The organism is Microcoleus sp. D3_18_C2, from assembly GCF_036702395.1.
Classification (GTDB): Bacteria; Cyanobacteriota; Cyanobacteriia; order Cyanobacteriales; family Microcoleaceae; genus Microcoleus.
In genome coordinates this window covers 1-16,952 of the sequence record NZ_JAUBTG010000053.1, presented here as the reverse complement: position 1 = coordinate 16,952, position 16,952 = coordinate 1, and the positions used below count along the sequence as shown (strand labels likewise).

The following is a 16,952-nucleotide window of genomic DNA, read 5'->3' as shown; positions in this document are numbered from 1 at the left end:
AAAGCTTCGGGCGCATCCGTCGTCCGCTAGATTCAGCTATCCTCCGAAAGTGGTGTGGGCGGGTTTATATAGATTGTTAGTGGGAATTAGAGATTGTTGGTGAAACCCTCCCTACAAGTATTATGGTTAATTTATCGGCTCTCATCCGACTCATGACTAATGACTAATGACTGAAGACTAATAATTAATTAGAAAGACCACTTTTTTCAGTAGCGATTATGTGCAAATCTACGTGTTTGAGCGATCGCACTAACTGTTGAGTCAAAGAACCCCGCAGCAGCAATTTCCAGCGGGATTGCTGGCTTTCGCCGATCACAATTTGAGTAACGCGATACTGTTTAGCTACTTCGGAAATCGCTTTGGCTATATTAGTGCCGTTTACCCGCAAAAATTTCCCGTTAAATTCTTGACACAGTTTCTCACAAGTTTCAACGTGCAAGCTTTCTGCTTTTGTTAAAAATCGGTCTGGATCGTTGACAAACACAGCATAAAATGGGGCATTCATGTAGCTCGCAATCCTCGCGCCTCGCCGCAGCAATTGCAAGGAGTTCGGATAAGTCGAGATGCACACTAAAACTCGTTCGTGAATGTTGCAAGATTGACCTTTTAAAGTTGCTGCATCGTCTTCCACGGTGTCTGCGACTTCTCGCAGGGCGAGTTCTCGCAAAGCGATTAAATGACGGCGCTGGAAAAAGTTTTCTAAAGATTGTTCAATTTTTTCAGGAGCATAAATCTTGCCTTCTAGCAACCTTTCTTCTAAAGTTTCCGGCGTGACATCGACAACGACTATTTCGTCAGCATCTTCGAGGACGCGATCGGGCACTCGCTCTCGCACTACAACTCCGGTAATTCTAGCTACTAAATCGTTGAGACTTTCTATGTGCTGAATGTTAAGGGTAGAGAAAACATCAATTCCAGCCTTGAGAATTTCTTCCACATCTTGATATCGTTTTTCTCGCAGAGAACCGGGAATGTTTGTATGAGCGAGTTCGTCTATTAATGCTAATTGAGGACGGCGTGCTATGACAGATTCTGTATCCATTTCGGTGAGCATTTTTTCGCCGCGTAGCATTTGTTTTTTGGACACTATTTCCAATGCTTCTGCTTTAGCTGCTGTCTCTTTCCTGCCGTGAGTTTCTAACAGTCCAATTACCACATCAATGCCTTCAGATTTGAGCGTGTGTCCTTCTTCCAGCATTCGGAACGTTTTGCCGACACCGGGGGCCATGCCGATAAATATTTTGTGCTTTCCCCGGCGGGAGGTGCGATCGTAAGTGCGGTTAGGTTGGGCATAAACCGCGTCTGGATTGTTAGTAAGTTCGCTAGAGTGAATCATAGCTGAGTTGTCAGTTGTTCTTTGTTCGTTGTTCGTTGTTAGTCACATTTGTAGGTTGGGTTGAACGAAGTGAAACCCAACTCCAACTTGAACTGAAGTGTTGGGTTTCGTTCCTCAACCCAACCTACGTATATTATAAACGGTCGAGAGCCAAATTCAGTTGGAGGACGTTAACTCCCGGTTCACCGAAAATGCCAATAAATCTGCCCTCTGTATTTTTAGCTACCAACATTTCTACTTGATTGAGATTGAGCGATCGCACCGTTGCTATCCGCTGAATTTGCGATCGAGCTGCCTCTACGCTAATGTGCGGATCGAGGCTAGAACCGGAAGTATAGACTAAATCAGCAGTTGGTTTGATACCAGCTTTGTTGAGGCGATCTAATTCAACTTGCACCCCCTGAAAACCATCTTTCTCATTACCTCGTTTCAGCAAATCAGAGTTACTGGGGGCAAGGTTGCTCGCTCCCGAAACACCCGTTCTTTGACTAACATTTTCTCCCTTTGTCGGATCGTAATTTTCTGTCGCAAAGCTGCTGTAATTGGTGGTGCTGGGACGACCCCAAAAATATCTTTCTGAGGAGAAAGGCTGACCGATTAAAGCAGAGCCAACTACAACTCCTTGGTTGGTAATTAAGCTGCCGTTTGCCTGGGAGTTGAAGGCATTTTGGCCGATTACTAGCAAGATTAAAGGGTAAATAATGGCTGTAATTCCCCACAAAACCAGGGTAAGGCGAATGGCTCTAATTATTTCTCTCATAAATTACCTCGATCGGTTATTTGCTAATGGTTAATTATTGACTAAAATCTTTCCGGCTGAAAGATGACTACGAACAAGTAAATAGAAAGGGCGATAATCACCAAACCTAGGAGACTTAAACCCCAGACAGCTTTTCGGGTCAAATCTTCGCCCGCAGCAGCGTAGACAGCGGGGGCAACTATAGCATTGAAACACATTACTAGAAATAGCTGCACCGGGATTGGGTGGCGCTGCCAAAGCCTTTGAGCTAACTCAATAATTTCTTGGAAATCTCTGGGAAAAATATCATTCAGCAAATCATTCCGTTTCATGAATTCTCCTTATTTTGGGAATAAATATCTGTCTTTCTATTGGATGATTTTTGTGGGAAAATCGAGGCATAGCCTCTGGATATGCGTTCCCAGGCAGAGCCTGGGAACGAGATTAATCCGTGTATCCGTGTCAAAATCCTTGTCATGCTTTCCCGATCTATGCTAACCCAACGGCGGTAATCAAAACATCAATAATTTTGATGGCAATAAACGGCGCGACTGCCCCGCCCAATCCGTAGATTAAAATGTTCCGCTGCAACAGTTGATTTGCAGTCAAGGGTCTAAACTTTACACCAGTTAATGCTAGGGGAATCAAAGCTGGAATAATCAAAGCATTGTAAACTAATGCTGACAAAACCGCAGATTGACCGCTGGCTAAACCCATGACGTTTAATGCGCCTACGGGGGAAAAAATGGCGGGAATAATTGCAAAATATTTTGCGATATCGTTGGCTAGGGAAAATGTGGTCAGCGCGCCGCGAGTAATCAGCAATTGTTTGCCAATTGTAACTAAATCAATGAGTTTGGTGGGGTCAGAATCTAAGTCCACCATGTTTGCAGCTTCCTTCGCGGCTTGGGTTCCAGAATTCATCGCCAAGCCTACGTTTGCTTGTGCTAGTGCGGGTGCGTCGTTGGTTCCGTCTCCCGTCATTGCGACTAATTTACCCTCGGCTTGTTGCTTGCGAATTACGTCGATTTTGTCTTCGGGAGTTGCTTCGGCAATGAAGTCGTCAACGCCTGCTTCATCGGCAATTACTGATGCTGTAATCCGGTTATCTCCGGTGAGCATAATGGTACGAATTCCCATTTTTCGCAGTTGGTCAAATCGATCGCGAATTCCCGGTTTAATCACATCTTTTAAATAGATAATGCCGTAGGTGTCGCTGCCTTGACAAACGCCTAAAGGCGTGCCTCCAAGCCGGGAAACTCGCTCGTAAGCTGCATCGAGATCGGGGCCGATATTGCCGCCGCGCGATCGCACAAAACCCTTCACCGCATCCACCGCACCCTTGCGAACCTCCGTCCTGTCGGGCAAATCCGTGCCAGACATCCGCGTTTTTGCGGAAAAATCAAGCCCTGTGGCGTTGGTGCGATCGAAATTCACCGTTGCGCCCAATTTTTCGGCCAAACGGACGATCGACTTTCCCTCTGGAGTATCGTCAAACACACTCGCAGCAAGGGCTACACTCGCAACATCCTCCAGCGAGTGACCGTTTACCGGAATGAACTCCTCGGCTAAACGGTTCCCCAGCGTGATCGTCCCCGTTTTGTCCAAAATCAGCGTATTCACGTCGCCGCAAGCCTCCACGGCGCGTCCAGAGGTCGCTATCACGTTAAACTGAGCGACGCGATCCATGCCCGCAATGCCGATCGCGCTCAGCAAACCGCCGATCGTTGTTGGAATCAGCGCCACCAGCAGCGAAATCAGCGTCACCACGCCCACAGGGGTTTTCACGTAATTTCCCACGGGCGGAATCGTCGAAACCACAATCAAAAACACCAGCGTTAGCACCGCCAGCAGCACCGTCAGCGCGATCTCGTTCGGCGTTTTCGACCTTTCAGCGCCCTCTACCAGCGCGATCATCCTGTCCAAAAATCCCTTACCGGGGTCGGCCATCACCCGCAGCGTCAATTCGTCGGAAAGGATGCGCGTACCGCCGGTGACGGAACTGGCGATGTCCGAACCCGGTTCCTTGAGCACCGGCGCGGATTCGCCAGTGATCGCAGATTCGTCTACAGATGCGACGCCTGCAATCACTTCGCCGTCGGCGGGAATGACATCGCCTGCGATCACTTTAATTTGGTCGCCCCGTCTCAGGGATGTCGAACTAACTTCTTGAATTGAACCGTCTGGTAGGAGTTTGCGGGCTGTTGTGTCGGCTTTGGTCGATCGCAGTGCGTCTGCTTGCGCTTTCCCCCGCCCTTCTGCTATCGCTTCGGCAAAATTAGCAAATACCAAGGTGAAGAACAAAATAAACGTGACTAAACCGTTGAAAACTCTCTGATTTTCGCCGGGAACCGGGCCGAACAGCGTCGGGTCGATCGTTAATAATGCAGTCACAATTGTGCCAACCCACACCACAAACATCACCGGATTTTTTAGCATTACCCGTGGGTTTAGCTTGACAAAAGCTTCTTTAAAAGCTCTTTGATAAAGACCTTTTGTATTTGCTTTTGGCGTGTGCTTGCGAGACTCGCGAGAGCCTCTAGCAGGTTTTTTTGGGGAATCTGGAGTATGGGATGAGGTCATGTCGATTTGGGATTTTTAATGAACCACAGAGAACACAGAGAACGCAGAGAGAGAGAATAGTGAGGTTGAGAATTTTCGCTATTGAGATGGAGGAGTTGGTGTTGCTAAAGGTGTTGTGGGTACAGTTATCGATGCTGGTTCAAATTTGCCGCTGCTAATTTCATATCCTTCGGCAATTGGCCCTAAAGCTAGAACTGGGAAAAATGTCAGCGCGCCCAGAATTATAATTACTCCTGCGGTGACGCTGGTGAATAAAACTGAATCGGTTCTGAGAGTGCCGGTTGTTTCGGGAACCAGTTGTTTGTTCGTCATGCTGTCGGCTAAAAGTAGCAGGGCAATAATTGGAACGTAGCGCCCCAATAGCAGGCTGAAACAGGTGCTTAAATTCCACCAAAGTCCGGTAGGTGCGGGTTGAGAGTCGGCCAATCCTTCTAAGCCAGAACCGTTGTTGGCTGCCGCCGAAGCGTATTCGTACATCACCTGGGAAATGCCGTGAAATCCGGGGTTGCTGATGCCGCTCAAACTGTCGGTAAATGCGAGAGAAATGGCACCGGGGATTAAAACTGCGATCGGGTGAATTAACAAAACAACGCTGGCTAAAACAATTTCCCGTTTTTCAATTTTGCGTCCCAAAAACTCCGGCGTTCTCCCCACCATCAAGCCCGTGAGAAACACGCTCAAAATTGAGTAGATAAATAAGTAAGCAGTTCCCGTTCCTTGTCCGCCCCAAACGATTTGCAGAAACAAATTAAACAGAGTGGCAAAACCACCGGGAGGCATTAAAGAATCGTGCATTCCGTTGACAGCGCCGCACATTGTGCCAGTGGTAGTCACCGCCCACAGTGCAGTTTCTGCCCAGCCAAACCTAACTTCTTTGCCTTCTAAATTTGGTTGCTGCGAACCCAGTAAATTATTAATTTGAGGGTTGCCGCCGTACTCGCCAAATGCTGCAATGCCAATCAAAATTACATAGATGGCAAACACCATCCAAAAAATCAGCCATCCCTGCTTTTTGTTGTTGGCAAATCTGCCGTAGGTGTGAATCATAGCTGCTGGTATAGAAAGCATTGCTAGTGTTTCCAGCAGGTTGGTAAAAGGATTGGGATTTTCAAAAGGATGAGCCGAGTTAATGGCAAAAAATCCGCCGCCATTTTCTCCCAGTTGTTTGATGCTTTCAAAGTGAGCTACTGGGCCGCGAGCAATTATTTGCGTGCCGCCTTCTAAGGTACGGGCAACGGCCGGCCCTGCGAGGGTTTCCGGCACTCCTGAAATTAGCAAAAGTAAGGCAATTATTAAAGAAAGGGGTAGCAGAATCCGGGTGATTGATTGAATTAAATCGATGTAAAAGTTGCCCAAGGGACGGCCGGTCAAGCCCCGGATAAAGGCAATCCCTACTGCTAAACCGGTAGCTGCTGAGGTAAACATTAAAAATCCCAGGGTTAACTGGGACAAATAAGTAAATGTTGTCTCGCCGGAGTAATGCTGTTGGTCGGTATTTGTGAGGAATGAAATAGTTGTGTGCAGCGCAGTATCCCAGGTTGGGGCAGTTAAGCCGGTGGCATTTAAAGGCAGCACTCCTTGAAGCATGAAAATTAGGAAAACAAATATGCCCATTGCTGCATTGCTGTACAGTAGCGATCGCGCATATTGCCAACCTGTCATCGAATCTATAGACCGGATATTGCTGGCTTTATAGATGAGTTTTTCTAGGGGTTTAATAGCGGGGTCGAGAATGGTTGGTTCTCCCATGTACACCCGCGCCATGTAATTACCAAAAATAGGGGCGATCGCTACTACAATGATTAGCGTTAATGCGATTTGAATTAATCCTTCAAGCATAACTGAGCCAATACTTCCTTAAAAGTGCAATCTGCTTTTAAAAATCAATATACTTGCCGTTAGGATTTTTGATAATCAGCCCGCAGGTATAAGTTGCTGTTTAGCCGTTATACTTAGCTGCTATATATTTTCACTGACTGACAAATGTTTAAATATTTAGCAGTATCTATACTTGCAGATATAGATGTTATCTAAACGCTTGTTTTTGCGTCACTGTAGACAAATTTTAGCGAATAAAAACCCTAGGGATAAGGCAGAGAGTAGAGTGTAAATATAAAATATAAAATGGATGGATAAGGGATGTTAAACAGCTTATTAAAAATCACAGACAACCTGGCAATTCAAGAGAAGTATTTGCGGGGGAGGTGGTCGATCGCAATTTTATTCGCGATCGTTGTAGTGCTGGAATTTACTACGCCGTCGGAGTATCTGTTTGGGTATTTGTATACAGGGCCGATTTTATTGGCAAATTCGCGCTTGAGTCGGTTGGGTAAGTTGCAAATTACGCTGGTATCGGCAGCTTTGACGCTGTTAAATTTGTTTGTTCCTCCTGGAGAATCGATCGCCCTAGCAACTGTAGCAAATAGATCGATCGCAGTCATGGCTTTAGGGGTGACGGGATATTTAAGCGATCGCAACCAGCAGTACCAAGAGACGATCGCGATCGCTAAAGCTGAGTTGCAGTCGCAGCAGCAGCTAGCAAGCATCCGAGAAGATTTTGTCTCTACTTTGAGTCACGACTTAAAAACGCCGATGCTGGGGGCGATTGAAACAATTAAAGCTTTTGGATCAGCAAAATTTGGGAATGTCACCGCCAGTCAGCAAAAAGTTCTCGAAACAATGGCGCGATCGCACCAAATGTCACTACAATTAGTAGAAACGCTGCTAGATGTTTACCGCAACGATGCCGAAGGTTTAAAACTGCAACTTGCTCCCGTAAATTTAGTAGCATTGGCAGAAGAAGTAATTGCAACACTCATCCATTTATCGGCGGCGCGCCGCGTCTATATTAGTATGAGTTACGGAGAGTCTGATTTTCGCCGCTCTTTGTGGGTAAATGGCGATGCTGTGCAACTCCAGCGCGTTTTTGTTAATTTGCTAACAAACGGCATCAATCATTCTCATCGCGGCGGTAAAGTGGAAATTGTTATGGAATCTAATTCGAGTTATCAGGTGGTGAAAGTTATCGATAGCGGGTTGGGAATTACCGCCGATGAACTGCCCCATTTGTTCGAGCGTTTTTATCAAGGACACAGCGATCGGCAAGCCAAAGGATCGGGATTGGGGTTATACTTATCTCGCCAAATCATTGACGCCCACGGCGGTATAATTTGGGCAGAAAATAAATTGCCACACGGTGCTTTATTTGGATTCCGACTCCCAGCTATCCCACAGAAATGAAACCAGCTTATCCATTACGAATTCTCCTAGTTGAAGACGACGAACTGTTTCGTTTGGGGCTGCAAACCAGGTTGCAGCAAGAAAGTTGCTTGCAAGTAATTGCTGAAGCGGAAGATGGCGAAACGGCGGTAGAATTGACTCAGGAACACTTGCCAGATGTGGTAGTTCTCGATGTCGGTTTGCCGGGAATAGGCGGCATTGAAGCTTGCCGCCAAATTAAACAGCGACATCCAGCAATTCCGGTTTTAATTTTAACTTCTCATTCGCAAAAATCCTTAATTGAAAGATTAATTGCAGCGGGAGCTCAGGGATATTGCCTCAAGGGAATTGTGGCGGAAACTTTAGTGTTGGCAATTCGATCGGTAGCAGCGGGTGCTTCGTGGTGGGATCAGGCCGCGACTGCGGAAATTAGGGCGGTTTTTGCTAATCCCGAACCTTTGAAAAATGGGTTGAAATCGGAACTTTTGGAGAATCCGCTGACGAAGCGAGAACAGGAAATCTTGGCTTTAGTTGCGGGGGGAAAAAGCAATCAGGAAATTGCACAAATATTGTACATTGCTCCGGGGACTGTACGGGTTCACGTGCACGCGATTTTGCAAAAGTTAGAAGTGCGCGATCGCACTCAAGCTGCTGTACTCGCAATTCAGAAAGGATTGGTAGCAGAAGAACTTTTGGCGATCGAACCTTAAACAGGCGATTTTTGTACTGGAATAGTCGGTTTCTGAAATGAATTAATTGCTAAATACGCCTCTATCAAGATGAATCTGTTGCAGCTTCACGGAAAGTTAATATCAGTCTTGATTGTTAATTTTACTGGTCTCCTGACTATACGATACTACTATTGTTTATCAATGCTGACAACCTTAATGAAGTTTGACATTGCACAAGTTTAACCTCAAGGCTAAGACGATGCAGAACTTCGTGCATTCTCTCCTACGGCCGCCCCCGAAAGTTTGCAACTAGGAGCGATCGACCTAAACTTGACAATACTGGTTTATTCAGCGTACCACCCGCGATCGTACTCTTTAGGACAACTGATTTTTACGTCGGCGGGGGCTGCGATCTGCCGTGCTACTATTAGTTTAAACCTCAGAGACAATGGTCGTATAGCTAACGGCGGTATCGATACTTCGCCTAGCCAGACTTTCGTCATTAACGTCACCAACCAGCAACCAGTGGCACAACCAGACAGTTACAGCATTCCCCATGACAAGGTATTCAATCTGCCAGCCCGCGGAGTCCTAGCCAACGACTCCGACCCCGATGGCGATGCCTTGACTGCCAAACTGGTGTCCTTGCCAAACAATGGCAAGGTAGTTTTCAACAGCGACGGTTCCTTCAGCTATACTCCCAATCCCGGTTTTGCAGGTTTTGACAACTTTACCTACAGCGTCAGCAACGGGGCATCGCCGTCTCCTCCCGTTCCGGTGAACCTGAATGTCATTAACCAGCCGGTAGTGGGACAGCCAGACAGTTACAGCATTCCCCACGACAAAGTATTCAATCTGCCAGCCCGCGGAGTCCTAGCCAACGATGACAACTTCGACGGCGACCCCCTGACTGCCAAACTGGCATCAGTCCCTAACAACGGCAAGGTAGTTTTCAAGGCTGATGGTTCCTTCAGCTACACTCCCAATCCCGGTTTTGCTGGTCTTGACAACTTCACCTACAGCGTCAGCGATGGGGTATCGCCGTCTCCCCCCGTTCCGGTGAACCTGAATGTCACCAACTTTCCACCTGCGAGACAACCAGACAGTTACAGCATTCCCCACGACAAGGTATTAAACCTGCCAGCCCGCGGAGTCTTGGCCAACGACGACGACTTCGACGGCGACCCCCTAACGGCAAAACTGGTGTCCGCCCCCAACAGTGGCAAGGTAGTTTTCAATGCTGACGGTTCCTTCAGCTATACTCCGAATCCGGGTTTTGCTGGTATTGACAACTTCACCTACAGCATCAGCGATGGGGTATTGCCCTCTCCCCCCGTTTCGGTGAACCTCAACGTCACCAAGTTCTTAATCAACCAGCCGCCGCAGGCAAATAGCGACCGTTACAACACTCCTCACGACAAGACACTCAATGTCCTAATTCCCGGACTCCTGGCCAATGACACCGACCCCGACGGCGACCCATTAACTGCAAAACTTGAGTCAGTCCCCAAAAACGGCAAGCTGAATTTCAATGCTGACGGTTCCTTTAGCTATACTCCGAATCCCGGTTTTGTTGGCTTGGAGGAATTCAGCTACAGTGTCAGCGATCCAACCTTCGCCTCTGCGATTACTCTGATAGGTATTAATGTCACCAATCAGCCACCGCAGGCAAATAGTGACCGTTACAACACTCCCCACGACAAGACACTCAATGTCGTATTCCCCGGAGTTCTGGCCAATGACATCGACCCCGACGGCGACCCCTTGAGTGCCAAACTGGTATCCTTGCCAAACAACGGCAAGATCAATTTCAACCCTGACGGTTCCTTTAACTATACTCCCAATCCGGGTTTTGTCGGCTTGGAGGAATTCAGCTACAGTGTCAGCGATCCAACCTTCGCCTCTGCGATTACTCTGATAGGTATTAATGTCACAAATCAGCCACCGCAGGCAAATAGTGACAGTTACAACACTCCCCACGACAAGACACTCAATGTCGTAATTCCCGGAGTGCTGGCCAATGACATCGACCCCAACGGCGACCCCTTGAGTGCCAAACTGGTATCCTTGCCAAACAACGGCAAGATCAATTTTAACCCTGACGGTTCCTTTAGCTATACTCCCAATCCCGGTTTTGTCGGCTTGGAGGTATTCAGCTACAGTGTCAGCGACGGAGCCTTCGTGCCTGCGACCAATCAGATAGTTATTAATGTCACAAATCAGCCGCCGCAGGCAAATAGCGACCGTTACAACACTCCCCACGACAAGACACTCAATGTCGTAATTCCCGGAGTCCTGGCCAATGACATCGACCCTGACGGCGACACATTGACTGCAAAACTTGAGTCAGTCCCCAAAAACGGCAAGCTGAATTTCAATGCTGACGGTTCGTTCAGCTATACTCCGAATCCGGGTTTTGCTGGTTTTGACGACTTCAGCTACAGCATCACTGACGGGGCCGCCTTCCCGCCTTTTTTCACGACTGTCCCGGTAAATCTCAATGTCACAAATCAGCCACCGCAGGCAAATAGTGACTATTACAAAACCCTGCACGGTCGAGTGATAAACGTTCCTGTGGCTGAGGGAGTTTTAGCCAACGATAGCGACTTTGACGGTGATTTGCTGACGGCAACTAAAGTCACAAATCCCAACAATGGCACTCTCGAATTTAATCAGGATGGTTCGTTTACTTATACTCCGAATCCAGGATTCTTTGGACTCGATAGTTTTACTTACACTGTCAGTGATGGGGCTGTTACTTCACCTGAAATTTTAGCAAATATCAATGTCACAAATAATCCACCGCTGGCAATAATTGACAATTACCAAATTCTGCACGGTAAAGTCCTGAATGTGCCTGTTGCTGAGGGAGTTTTAGCCAACGATAGCGACTTTGACGGTGATTTGCTGACGGCAACTAAAGTCACAAATCCCAACAATGGCACTCTCGGATTTAATCAGGATGGTTCGTTTACTTATACTCCGAATCCAGGATTCTTTGGACTCGATAGTTTTACTTACACTGTCAGTGATGGGGCTGTTACTTCACCTGAAAATTCGGCAAATATCAATGTCATAAACAATCCGCCGATCGCACAACCCGATACCTACAGCATCAGTGCGGGAAAAGTCCTCAGCGTAACAGTGCCGCCGGGAGTTTTAGCCAACGACTCCGACGCAGATTTAGACACGCTGACTGCTGCGGTGGCCGCAAATCCGACGCAAGGGTCGATCGCCCTCAACAAAGACGGTTCTTTCACTTATACTCCTAACGCTGGCTTTTCTGGAACAGACACATTTACCTACACAGTCAGCGACGGGATAGTTAACTCTGAACCGGCGGCTACCGTGACTGTAAACGTCAACAATAACCCGCCTGTTGCGAATTCGGACAGCTATACTACTGCTTTTAATACGAGTCTCAACGTGGCAGATTTGGGAGTCTTAATCAACGATACAGACCCGGAAAATGACCCGCTGACGGCGATTCTGGTGACAAATCCGGCTACAGGGTCGATCGCCCTCAATGCTAACGGTTCTTTCAATTACACTCCGAATCCTGGTTTTGCAGGGACAGACTCTTTTACCTACAAAGCTAACGACGGGAAAGCTGATTCTGCGATCGTCACGGCAAGCATTGTTGTCAATAACCCTCCGACTCCTACGGAAACTCCGACTCCGACTCCCACGGAAACTCCGACTCCGACTCCCACGGAAACGCCGACTCCTACGGAAACTCCGACGCCGACTCCTACGGAAACTCCGACTCCGACTCCTGCGGAAACTCCGACTCCGACTCCTGCGGAAACTCCGACTCCGACTCCTGCGGAAACTCCGACTCCGACTCCTACGGAAACTCCGACTCCGACTCCTACGGAAACTCCGACTCCGACTCCCACGGAAACTCCGACTCCGACTCCCACGGAAACTCCGACTCCGACTCCCACGGAAACTCCAACGCCAACGGAAACTCCGACGCCAACGGAAACTCCGACGCCGACTCCTACGGAAACTCCGACGCCAACGGAAACTCCGACGCCAACGGAAACTCCGACGCCGACTCCTACGGAAACTCCGACTCCGACTCCTGCGGAAACTCCGACGCCAACGGAAACTCCGACTCCGACTCCCACGGAAACTCCGACTCCGACGGGAACTCCGACTCCGACTCCTGCGGAAACTCCGACTCCGACTCCTGCGGGAACTCCAACGCCAACGGAAACTCCGACTCCTGCGGAAACTCCGACTCCGACTCCGACGGGAACTCCGACTCCGACTCCGACGGAAACTCCGACTCCGACTCCGACTCCGACGGGAACTCCAGACGATCGCGATTGCATTTGCGAACAGATTACCCTACCCGCGATCAGTTCGATTCCCGGCCCGAATTCTGTCGATCGCACTTTCAACGGCACTGACGGTGACGACTTCCTCACTGGCAGCAATATCAACGACGTTATCAGCGGTTTCAACGGCGACGACATTCTGCTGGGCGAAAAAGGCAACGACAATATTTACGGGGGACTGCCCAGCAATATCCCCCTTGGCCCGAATGCAGACAGAGACTTGCTGTTTGGTGGGGGTGGCAATGATTACCTCCACGGCCACGCCGGCAACGATCTCATTTTTGCGGGTAAGGGCGATGATGTCGCGATCGGTGGCAAAGACGATGACTTGATTTGGGGTGACAAGGGCAATGACACTCTGGTTGGGGCTCAGGGTAACGACTGCTTGTTTGGAGGCAATTTTGACCCCTCTAGCCCTGACTCGAATGGACGCGATTTGCTGTTTGGCGCTGCTGGCAACGACTTCTTGAATGGGGGAGATGCTGCGGATACTCTAAGCGGCGGCGAGGGCAACGATACTGTTTATGGCGGCAAGGGCAATGACGTTGTGGTGGGGGGTACTGGCAACGATCTGCTGTTGGGCGATCGCGGCAGTGATAGCATTTGTGGCGGCGATGGGGACGATACTATTTTAGGAGATAGTGCGATCGACTTTAACGGCGAGCCAGATTCCATGTGCGGCGCTGCTGGCAATGATTTGATGTTTGGCAACCGCAGTAGTGACAAGCTATGTGGCGATGAGGGCAACGATACTCTCTACGGCGGCAAAGGTGACGATTGTCTGATTGGGGGTTTGGGCAATGATATTCTCAGCGGCGGCATTGGGCGCGATCGCTTTGTTTTAACAGCAGGTGAAGGCAGCGATCAAATTACTGATTTCACAAAAGGTGAAGATTTGCTGGTGTTAGCGGGCGGTCTAACTTTTTCTCAACTTAGTATTACCCAAAGCGCTAATGCAGCTTTCATCAGGATTGGTGAGAACGGTCAACTGTTGGCTGCTTTGAATGGAGTGCAAGCTAGTGCGATCGGTCTGAATGATTTTACCATCTTCGGGTAAGCACAAATTAATTAACTAAGGTGCGGAGTACGCACCTTAGTTAATTATGTAGGGTTGACAGCGCGTAGCTTGCCCCTATGAGCAGTGTATCAAATCACTTTTTGCGTCCGGGAGTGCGATCGACAATACTCCAAGCTTTTGCTTGACACTGCTCTGCACTCCCGGTATTATTTTAGTAATAAAAATGACTTAAAAAAGCCACTTTACGGAGAAACTACTGACAGTGTATTTACGTAAATAAAAATTAAATGTAAAAAAATTGATAGTAGTTGGCAGCTAATACATAATCATCTCAAATTTAGGTGCATCTAGATGGGACAGATAATTATTAACGAATTCCGGCGGGACGGGCAATTCCAGGGGAATGAGTATGTGGAACTGCTGTTGACGGAAGATGTAAGCGCAACTCAGCTTCAGAGCTATTTTGTAGGCGACTCAACTGAGCCAACAGTAGCTAAATATTCAGCTTATCGATTTACTAATATGGCAAGTATTGCTCCTGTGTTTAAAGCAGGAACAATACTTACGATCGGCGGTTCGCCTGCCGATCAAGAGATTGCCTACAACCCCATACCGTCGGGAACAAACAACGATTGGAACATTCGATTGAGTCCCCAAGGTGGATTTTTGACAAAGCTGCTCCCAGCCGGAAATTTTCATGGGAATTTCGCGGAGTCAGATGTTGTTTATGTTGATAATGCTAGCACTACAAATACCGATACAATAGATTCGATCGCCTGGAGGAGTCCAGGAACAGGAACTCACGGAGCCTTTGGGAGTGCAGCTAAGGTGCAAATTCCAGCACCACCCAACGGGGGTAATGTTGAGTTTTCCAGCGCTATTGGCGGCATCAACAGAACTGCTAGTTATACTATAGATAGTCCCGGCTCCTTGGGTTTGCCCAACGGCGGAATTAACAGTATTTATATTAACAGTCTCCGCAACCGATCGGTTAACATTGCTCCCAATTTGGCAACTCCTAATGTTAATCCGCCGATCGCAATTAATGAAGATATACCCAGCGCCGATAACACAGGCTTTAGTATTTTTAACCTCACTAGCGAGTTAGGCGGTGACGCTAATGGCGATCCTTTGGGTGTCGCAGCCACCGCTGCAGACAATACTAACGGTAACTGGCAATTTTCAACAGATGGCAATACTTGGACAAATTTCGGTGCAGTGTCGGAAACTTCAGCAACAGTGCTCGGCCCGACTCCTCTTTATAATGGCTTACTTGGTAACACTCCCAGTTCTCAAAATTGGCTGTCTTTGACTAACTCAAATTTTGCTTCTCCTACCGCTACAGCTTCAGAATTTTTTAGCGGTAATGGAGTTAATTTAAACAGCAGTGCGGACAATAGCATTTATGCTGGCTATACAAATAATCCTTTAAATCCGTCATTTCCCCCGCTCGATCGCACTACAGGCTTTAGCTTGTCTTTTAATCTCCAAATTATCTCGGAATCCCGCACTAATCAAAATCGGGCGGGTTTTAGCATTGTTGCTGTTACTAGCGATCGCAAAGCCATTGAAATCGGTTTCCAGCGGCTATCTGAAAACTCTGGCAATATCTTTGCACAAGGCGACGGCATTACTCCCAACCTAGTCGGACAAACCAACGGCTTATTTGTTGCAGCAGAGAATGTTGCTTATAACACCAATATTGCTACTAACTACACTCTCAGAGTTCAAGGTGACAATTACTTTCTTTCCGATGGCAGCGATATCATACTAACCGGCCCGCTGCGCGATTATTCAGGATTTAGCGACCAGATAGATCCTTACGAAACTCCTAATTTTCTATTCCTCGGTGACGGCACTAACTCGGCGCAAGCTAACATCAACCTGACGGGGGTTTCCCTGCAAACGCCTGCGAGAGTCCGCTTTGTACCCAACCCAGACTATTACAGTACCCCTGGAAGCGAACCAACAATTACTTTTCGGGCGTGGGATGGAAGTAACGGAGTTGCCAGCGGTACTGCGGGCGTCAATGCTTCAGTTACTGGGGGAACAACGCCGTTTAGCACTAATAGTTTAACAAGTTCGATCGCAGTTAATCCAGTCAACGATCCACCTTCGTTTGTCAAAGGGGTCGATCGCACTCTCAGCAGCAATTCGGGGCCACAAACCATCCCCGGATGGGCGACTGCGATTTCTCCAGGCCCTAACGAATCAGGACAAACTGTGGCTTTTCAAGTGGTAGGGAATGATAATGCTGCTTTGTTTAGTGTACAACCTGCGATCGACTCGGTGGGGACGCTAACCTTTACACCGATGCCGGGGGCGATCGGCAGTGCTAATATAACTCTAAACCTGAGAGATAATGGCGGTAGAGATAACGAAGGACTCGATACTTCTGATACCCAATCGTTCATTATCAACCTCACTAATCCAGGCACATTTAATTTCAGCAACGCCAACTACAGCGTTAATGAAAACGGTCAATTTGCCACAATTACCGTTACTCGCACTGATGCTAATGTGGCTGCTGCTGTCAGTTACAGTACAAGTAATGGCACTGCTAATGCTGGTAGTGACTATAACCAGAAATCGGGAACATTAAATTTTGGCATTGGCGAAACTACTCAAACTTTCACGATTCCAATTGTGGATGATTCAGAGATAGAAGAGAAGGAAACTGTTAATTTAACTCTGAACAATCCCACTAACAAAGCAGATTTAGGAGCAATTTCTAGTGCTGTTTTGACTATTGTAGATACAACTCCAACTCCGACGCCGACGCCTGCGGAAACTCCAACTCCCACGGGAACTCCGACGCCTGCGGAAACTCCAACTCCCACGGGAACTCCGACGCCGACGCCTGCGGAAACTCCGACTCCCACGGGAACTCCGACGCCTGCGGAAACTCCGACTCCCACGGGAACTCCGACGCCGACGCCTGCGGAAACTCCAACTCCCACGGGAACTCCGACGCCGACGCCTGCGGAAACTCCAACTCCCACGGGAACTCCGACGCCTGCGGAAACTCCAACTCCCACGG

General features: G+C 48.2%; 9 protein-coding genes. 4 read left to right on the top strand and 5 right to left on the bottom strand.

Annotation, left to right across the window (positions count from 1 at the left end):
• Positions 1-184: 184 nt before the first annotated feature.
• From QUA88_RS23720 to kdpA, 5 genes are all read right to left on the bottom strand, one after another.
• Positions 185-1,336 (bottom strand): universal stress protein, encoded by a 1,152-nt coding sequence (locus QUA88_RS23720; protein ID WP_333057217.1) that lies wholly within the window; start codon positions 1,334-1,336, stop codon positions 185-187.
• Between the two features lie 133 nt (positions 1,337-1,469).
• Entirely contained in the window at positions 1,470-2,096 is a 627-nt protein-coding gene (gene kdpC, locus QUA88_RS23715) for a K(+)-transporting ATPase subunit C (RefSeq protein WP_333057216.1), read from the bottom strand.
• 41 nt (positions 2,097-2,137) lie between these two features.
• Positions 2,138-2,407: a K(+)-transporting ATPase subunit F gene (gene kdpF, locus QUA88_RS23710; protein WP_333057215.1), complete on the bottom strand. Its 270-nt coding sequence runs from the start codon at positions 2,405-2,407 to the stop codon at positions 2,138-2,140.
• Positions 2,408-2,564: 157 nt separating this feature from the next.
• The gene (kdpB, locus tag QUA88_RS23705) at positions 2,565-4,658 is read right to left on the bottom strand and encodes a potassium-transporting ATPase subunit KdpB (protein ID WP_333274160.1); all 2,094 of its coding nucleotides are present in this window, start codon (positions 4,656-4,658) and stop codon (positions 2,565-2,567) included.
• A gap of 78 nt (positions 4,659-4,736) precedes the next feature.
• On the bottom strand, positions 4,737-6,497 hold the full coding sequence (gene kdpA, locus QUA88_RS23700) for a potassium-transporting ATPase subunit KdpA (RefSeq protein ID WP_333233660.1): 1,761 nt from the start codon (positions 6,495-6,497) through the stop codon (positions 4,737-4,739).
• 300 nt (positions 6,498-6,797) lie between these two features.
• Here kdpA and QUA88_RS23695 point away from each other — a divergent pair, with 300 nt between their 5' ends.
• The 4 genes from QUA88_RS23695 to QUA88_RS23680 all read left to right on the top strand — a co-directional run.
• Entirely contained in the window at positions 6,798-7,898 is a 1,101-nt protein-coding gene (locus QUA88_RS23695; RefSeq protein ID WP_333233659.1) for a HAMP domain-containing sensor histidine kinase, read from the top strand.
• On the top strand, positions 7,895-8,587 hold the full coding sequence (locus QUA88_RS23690) for a response regulator transcription factor (RefSeq protein WP_333233658.1): 693 nt from the start codon (positions 7,895-7,897) through the stop codon (positions 8,585-8,587). The genes QUA88_RS23695 and QUA88_RS23690 overlap by 4 nt, the downstream gene beginning before the upstream one ends.
• A 264-nt stretch (positions 8,588-8,851) precedes the next feature.
• The gene (locus QUA88_RS23685; RefSeq protein ID WP_333274156.1) at positions 8,852-13,951 is read left to right on the top strand and encodes an Ig-like domain-containing protein; all 5,100 of its coding nucleotides are present in this window, start codon (positions 8,852-8,854) and stop codon (positions 13,949-13,951) included.
• Between the two features lie 312 nt (positions 13,952-14,263).
• On the top strand, positions 14,264-16,952 hold a 2,689-nt coding region (locus tag QUA88_RS23680), incomplete at its 3' end, for a choice-of-anchor Y domain-containing protein (protein WP_333274153.1).

Coding starts and splice junctions, on each gene's coding strand:
- kdpB (WP_333274160.1), bottom strand. CDS start 4,658: ATGACCTCATCCCATACTCCAGATTCCCCAAAAAAACCTGCTAGAGGC.
- QUA88_RS23690 (WP_333233658.1), top strand. CDS start 7,895: ATGAAACCAGCTTATCCATTACGAATTCTCCTAGTTGAAGACGACGAA.
- kdpC (WP_333057216.1), bottom strand. CDS start 2,096: ATGAGAGAAATAATTAGAGCCATTCGCCTTACCCTGGTTTTGTGGGGA.
- QUA88_RS23720 (WP_333057217.1), bottom strand. CDS start 1,336: ATGATTCACTCTAGCGAACTTACTAACAATCCAGACGCGGTTTATGCC.
- kdpA (WP_333233660.1), bottom strand. CDS start 6,497: ATGCTTGAAGGATTAATTCAAATCGCATTAACGCTAATCATTGTAGTA.
- QUA88_RS23695 (WP_333233659.1), top strand. CDS start 6,798: ATGTTAAACAGCTTATTAAAAATCACAGACAACCTGGCAATTCAAGAG.
- kdpF (WP_333057215.1), bottom strand. CDS start 2,407: ATGAAACGGAATGATTTGCTGAATGATATTTTTCCCAGAGATTTCCAA.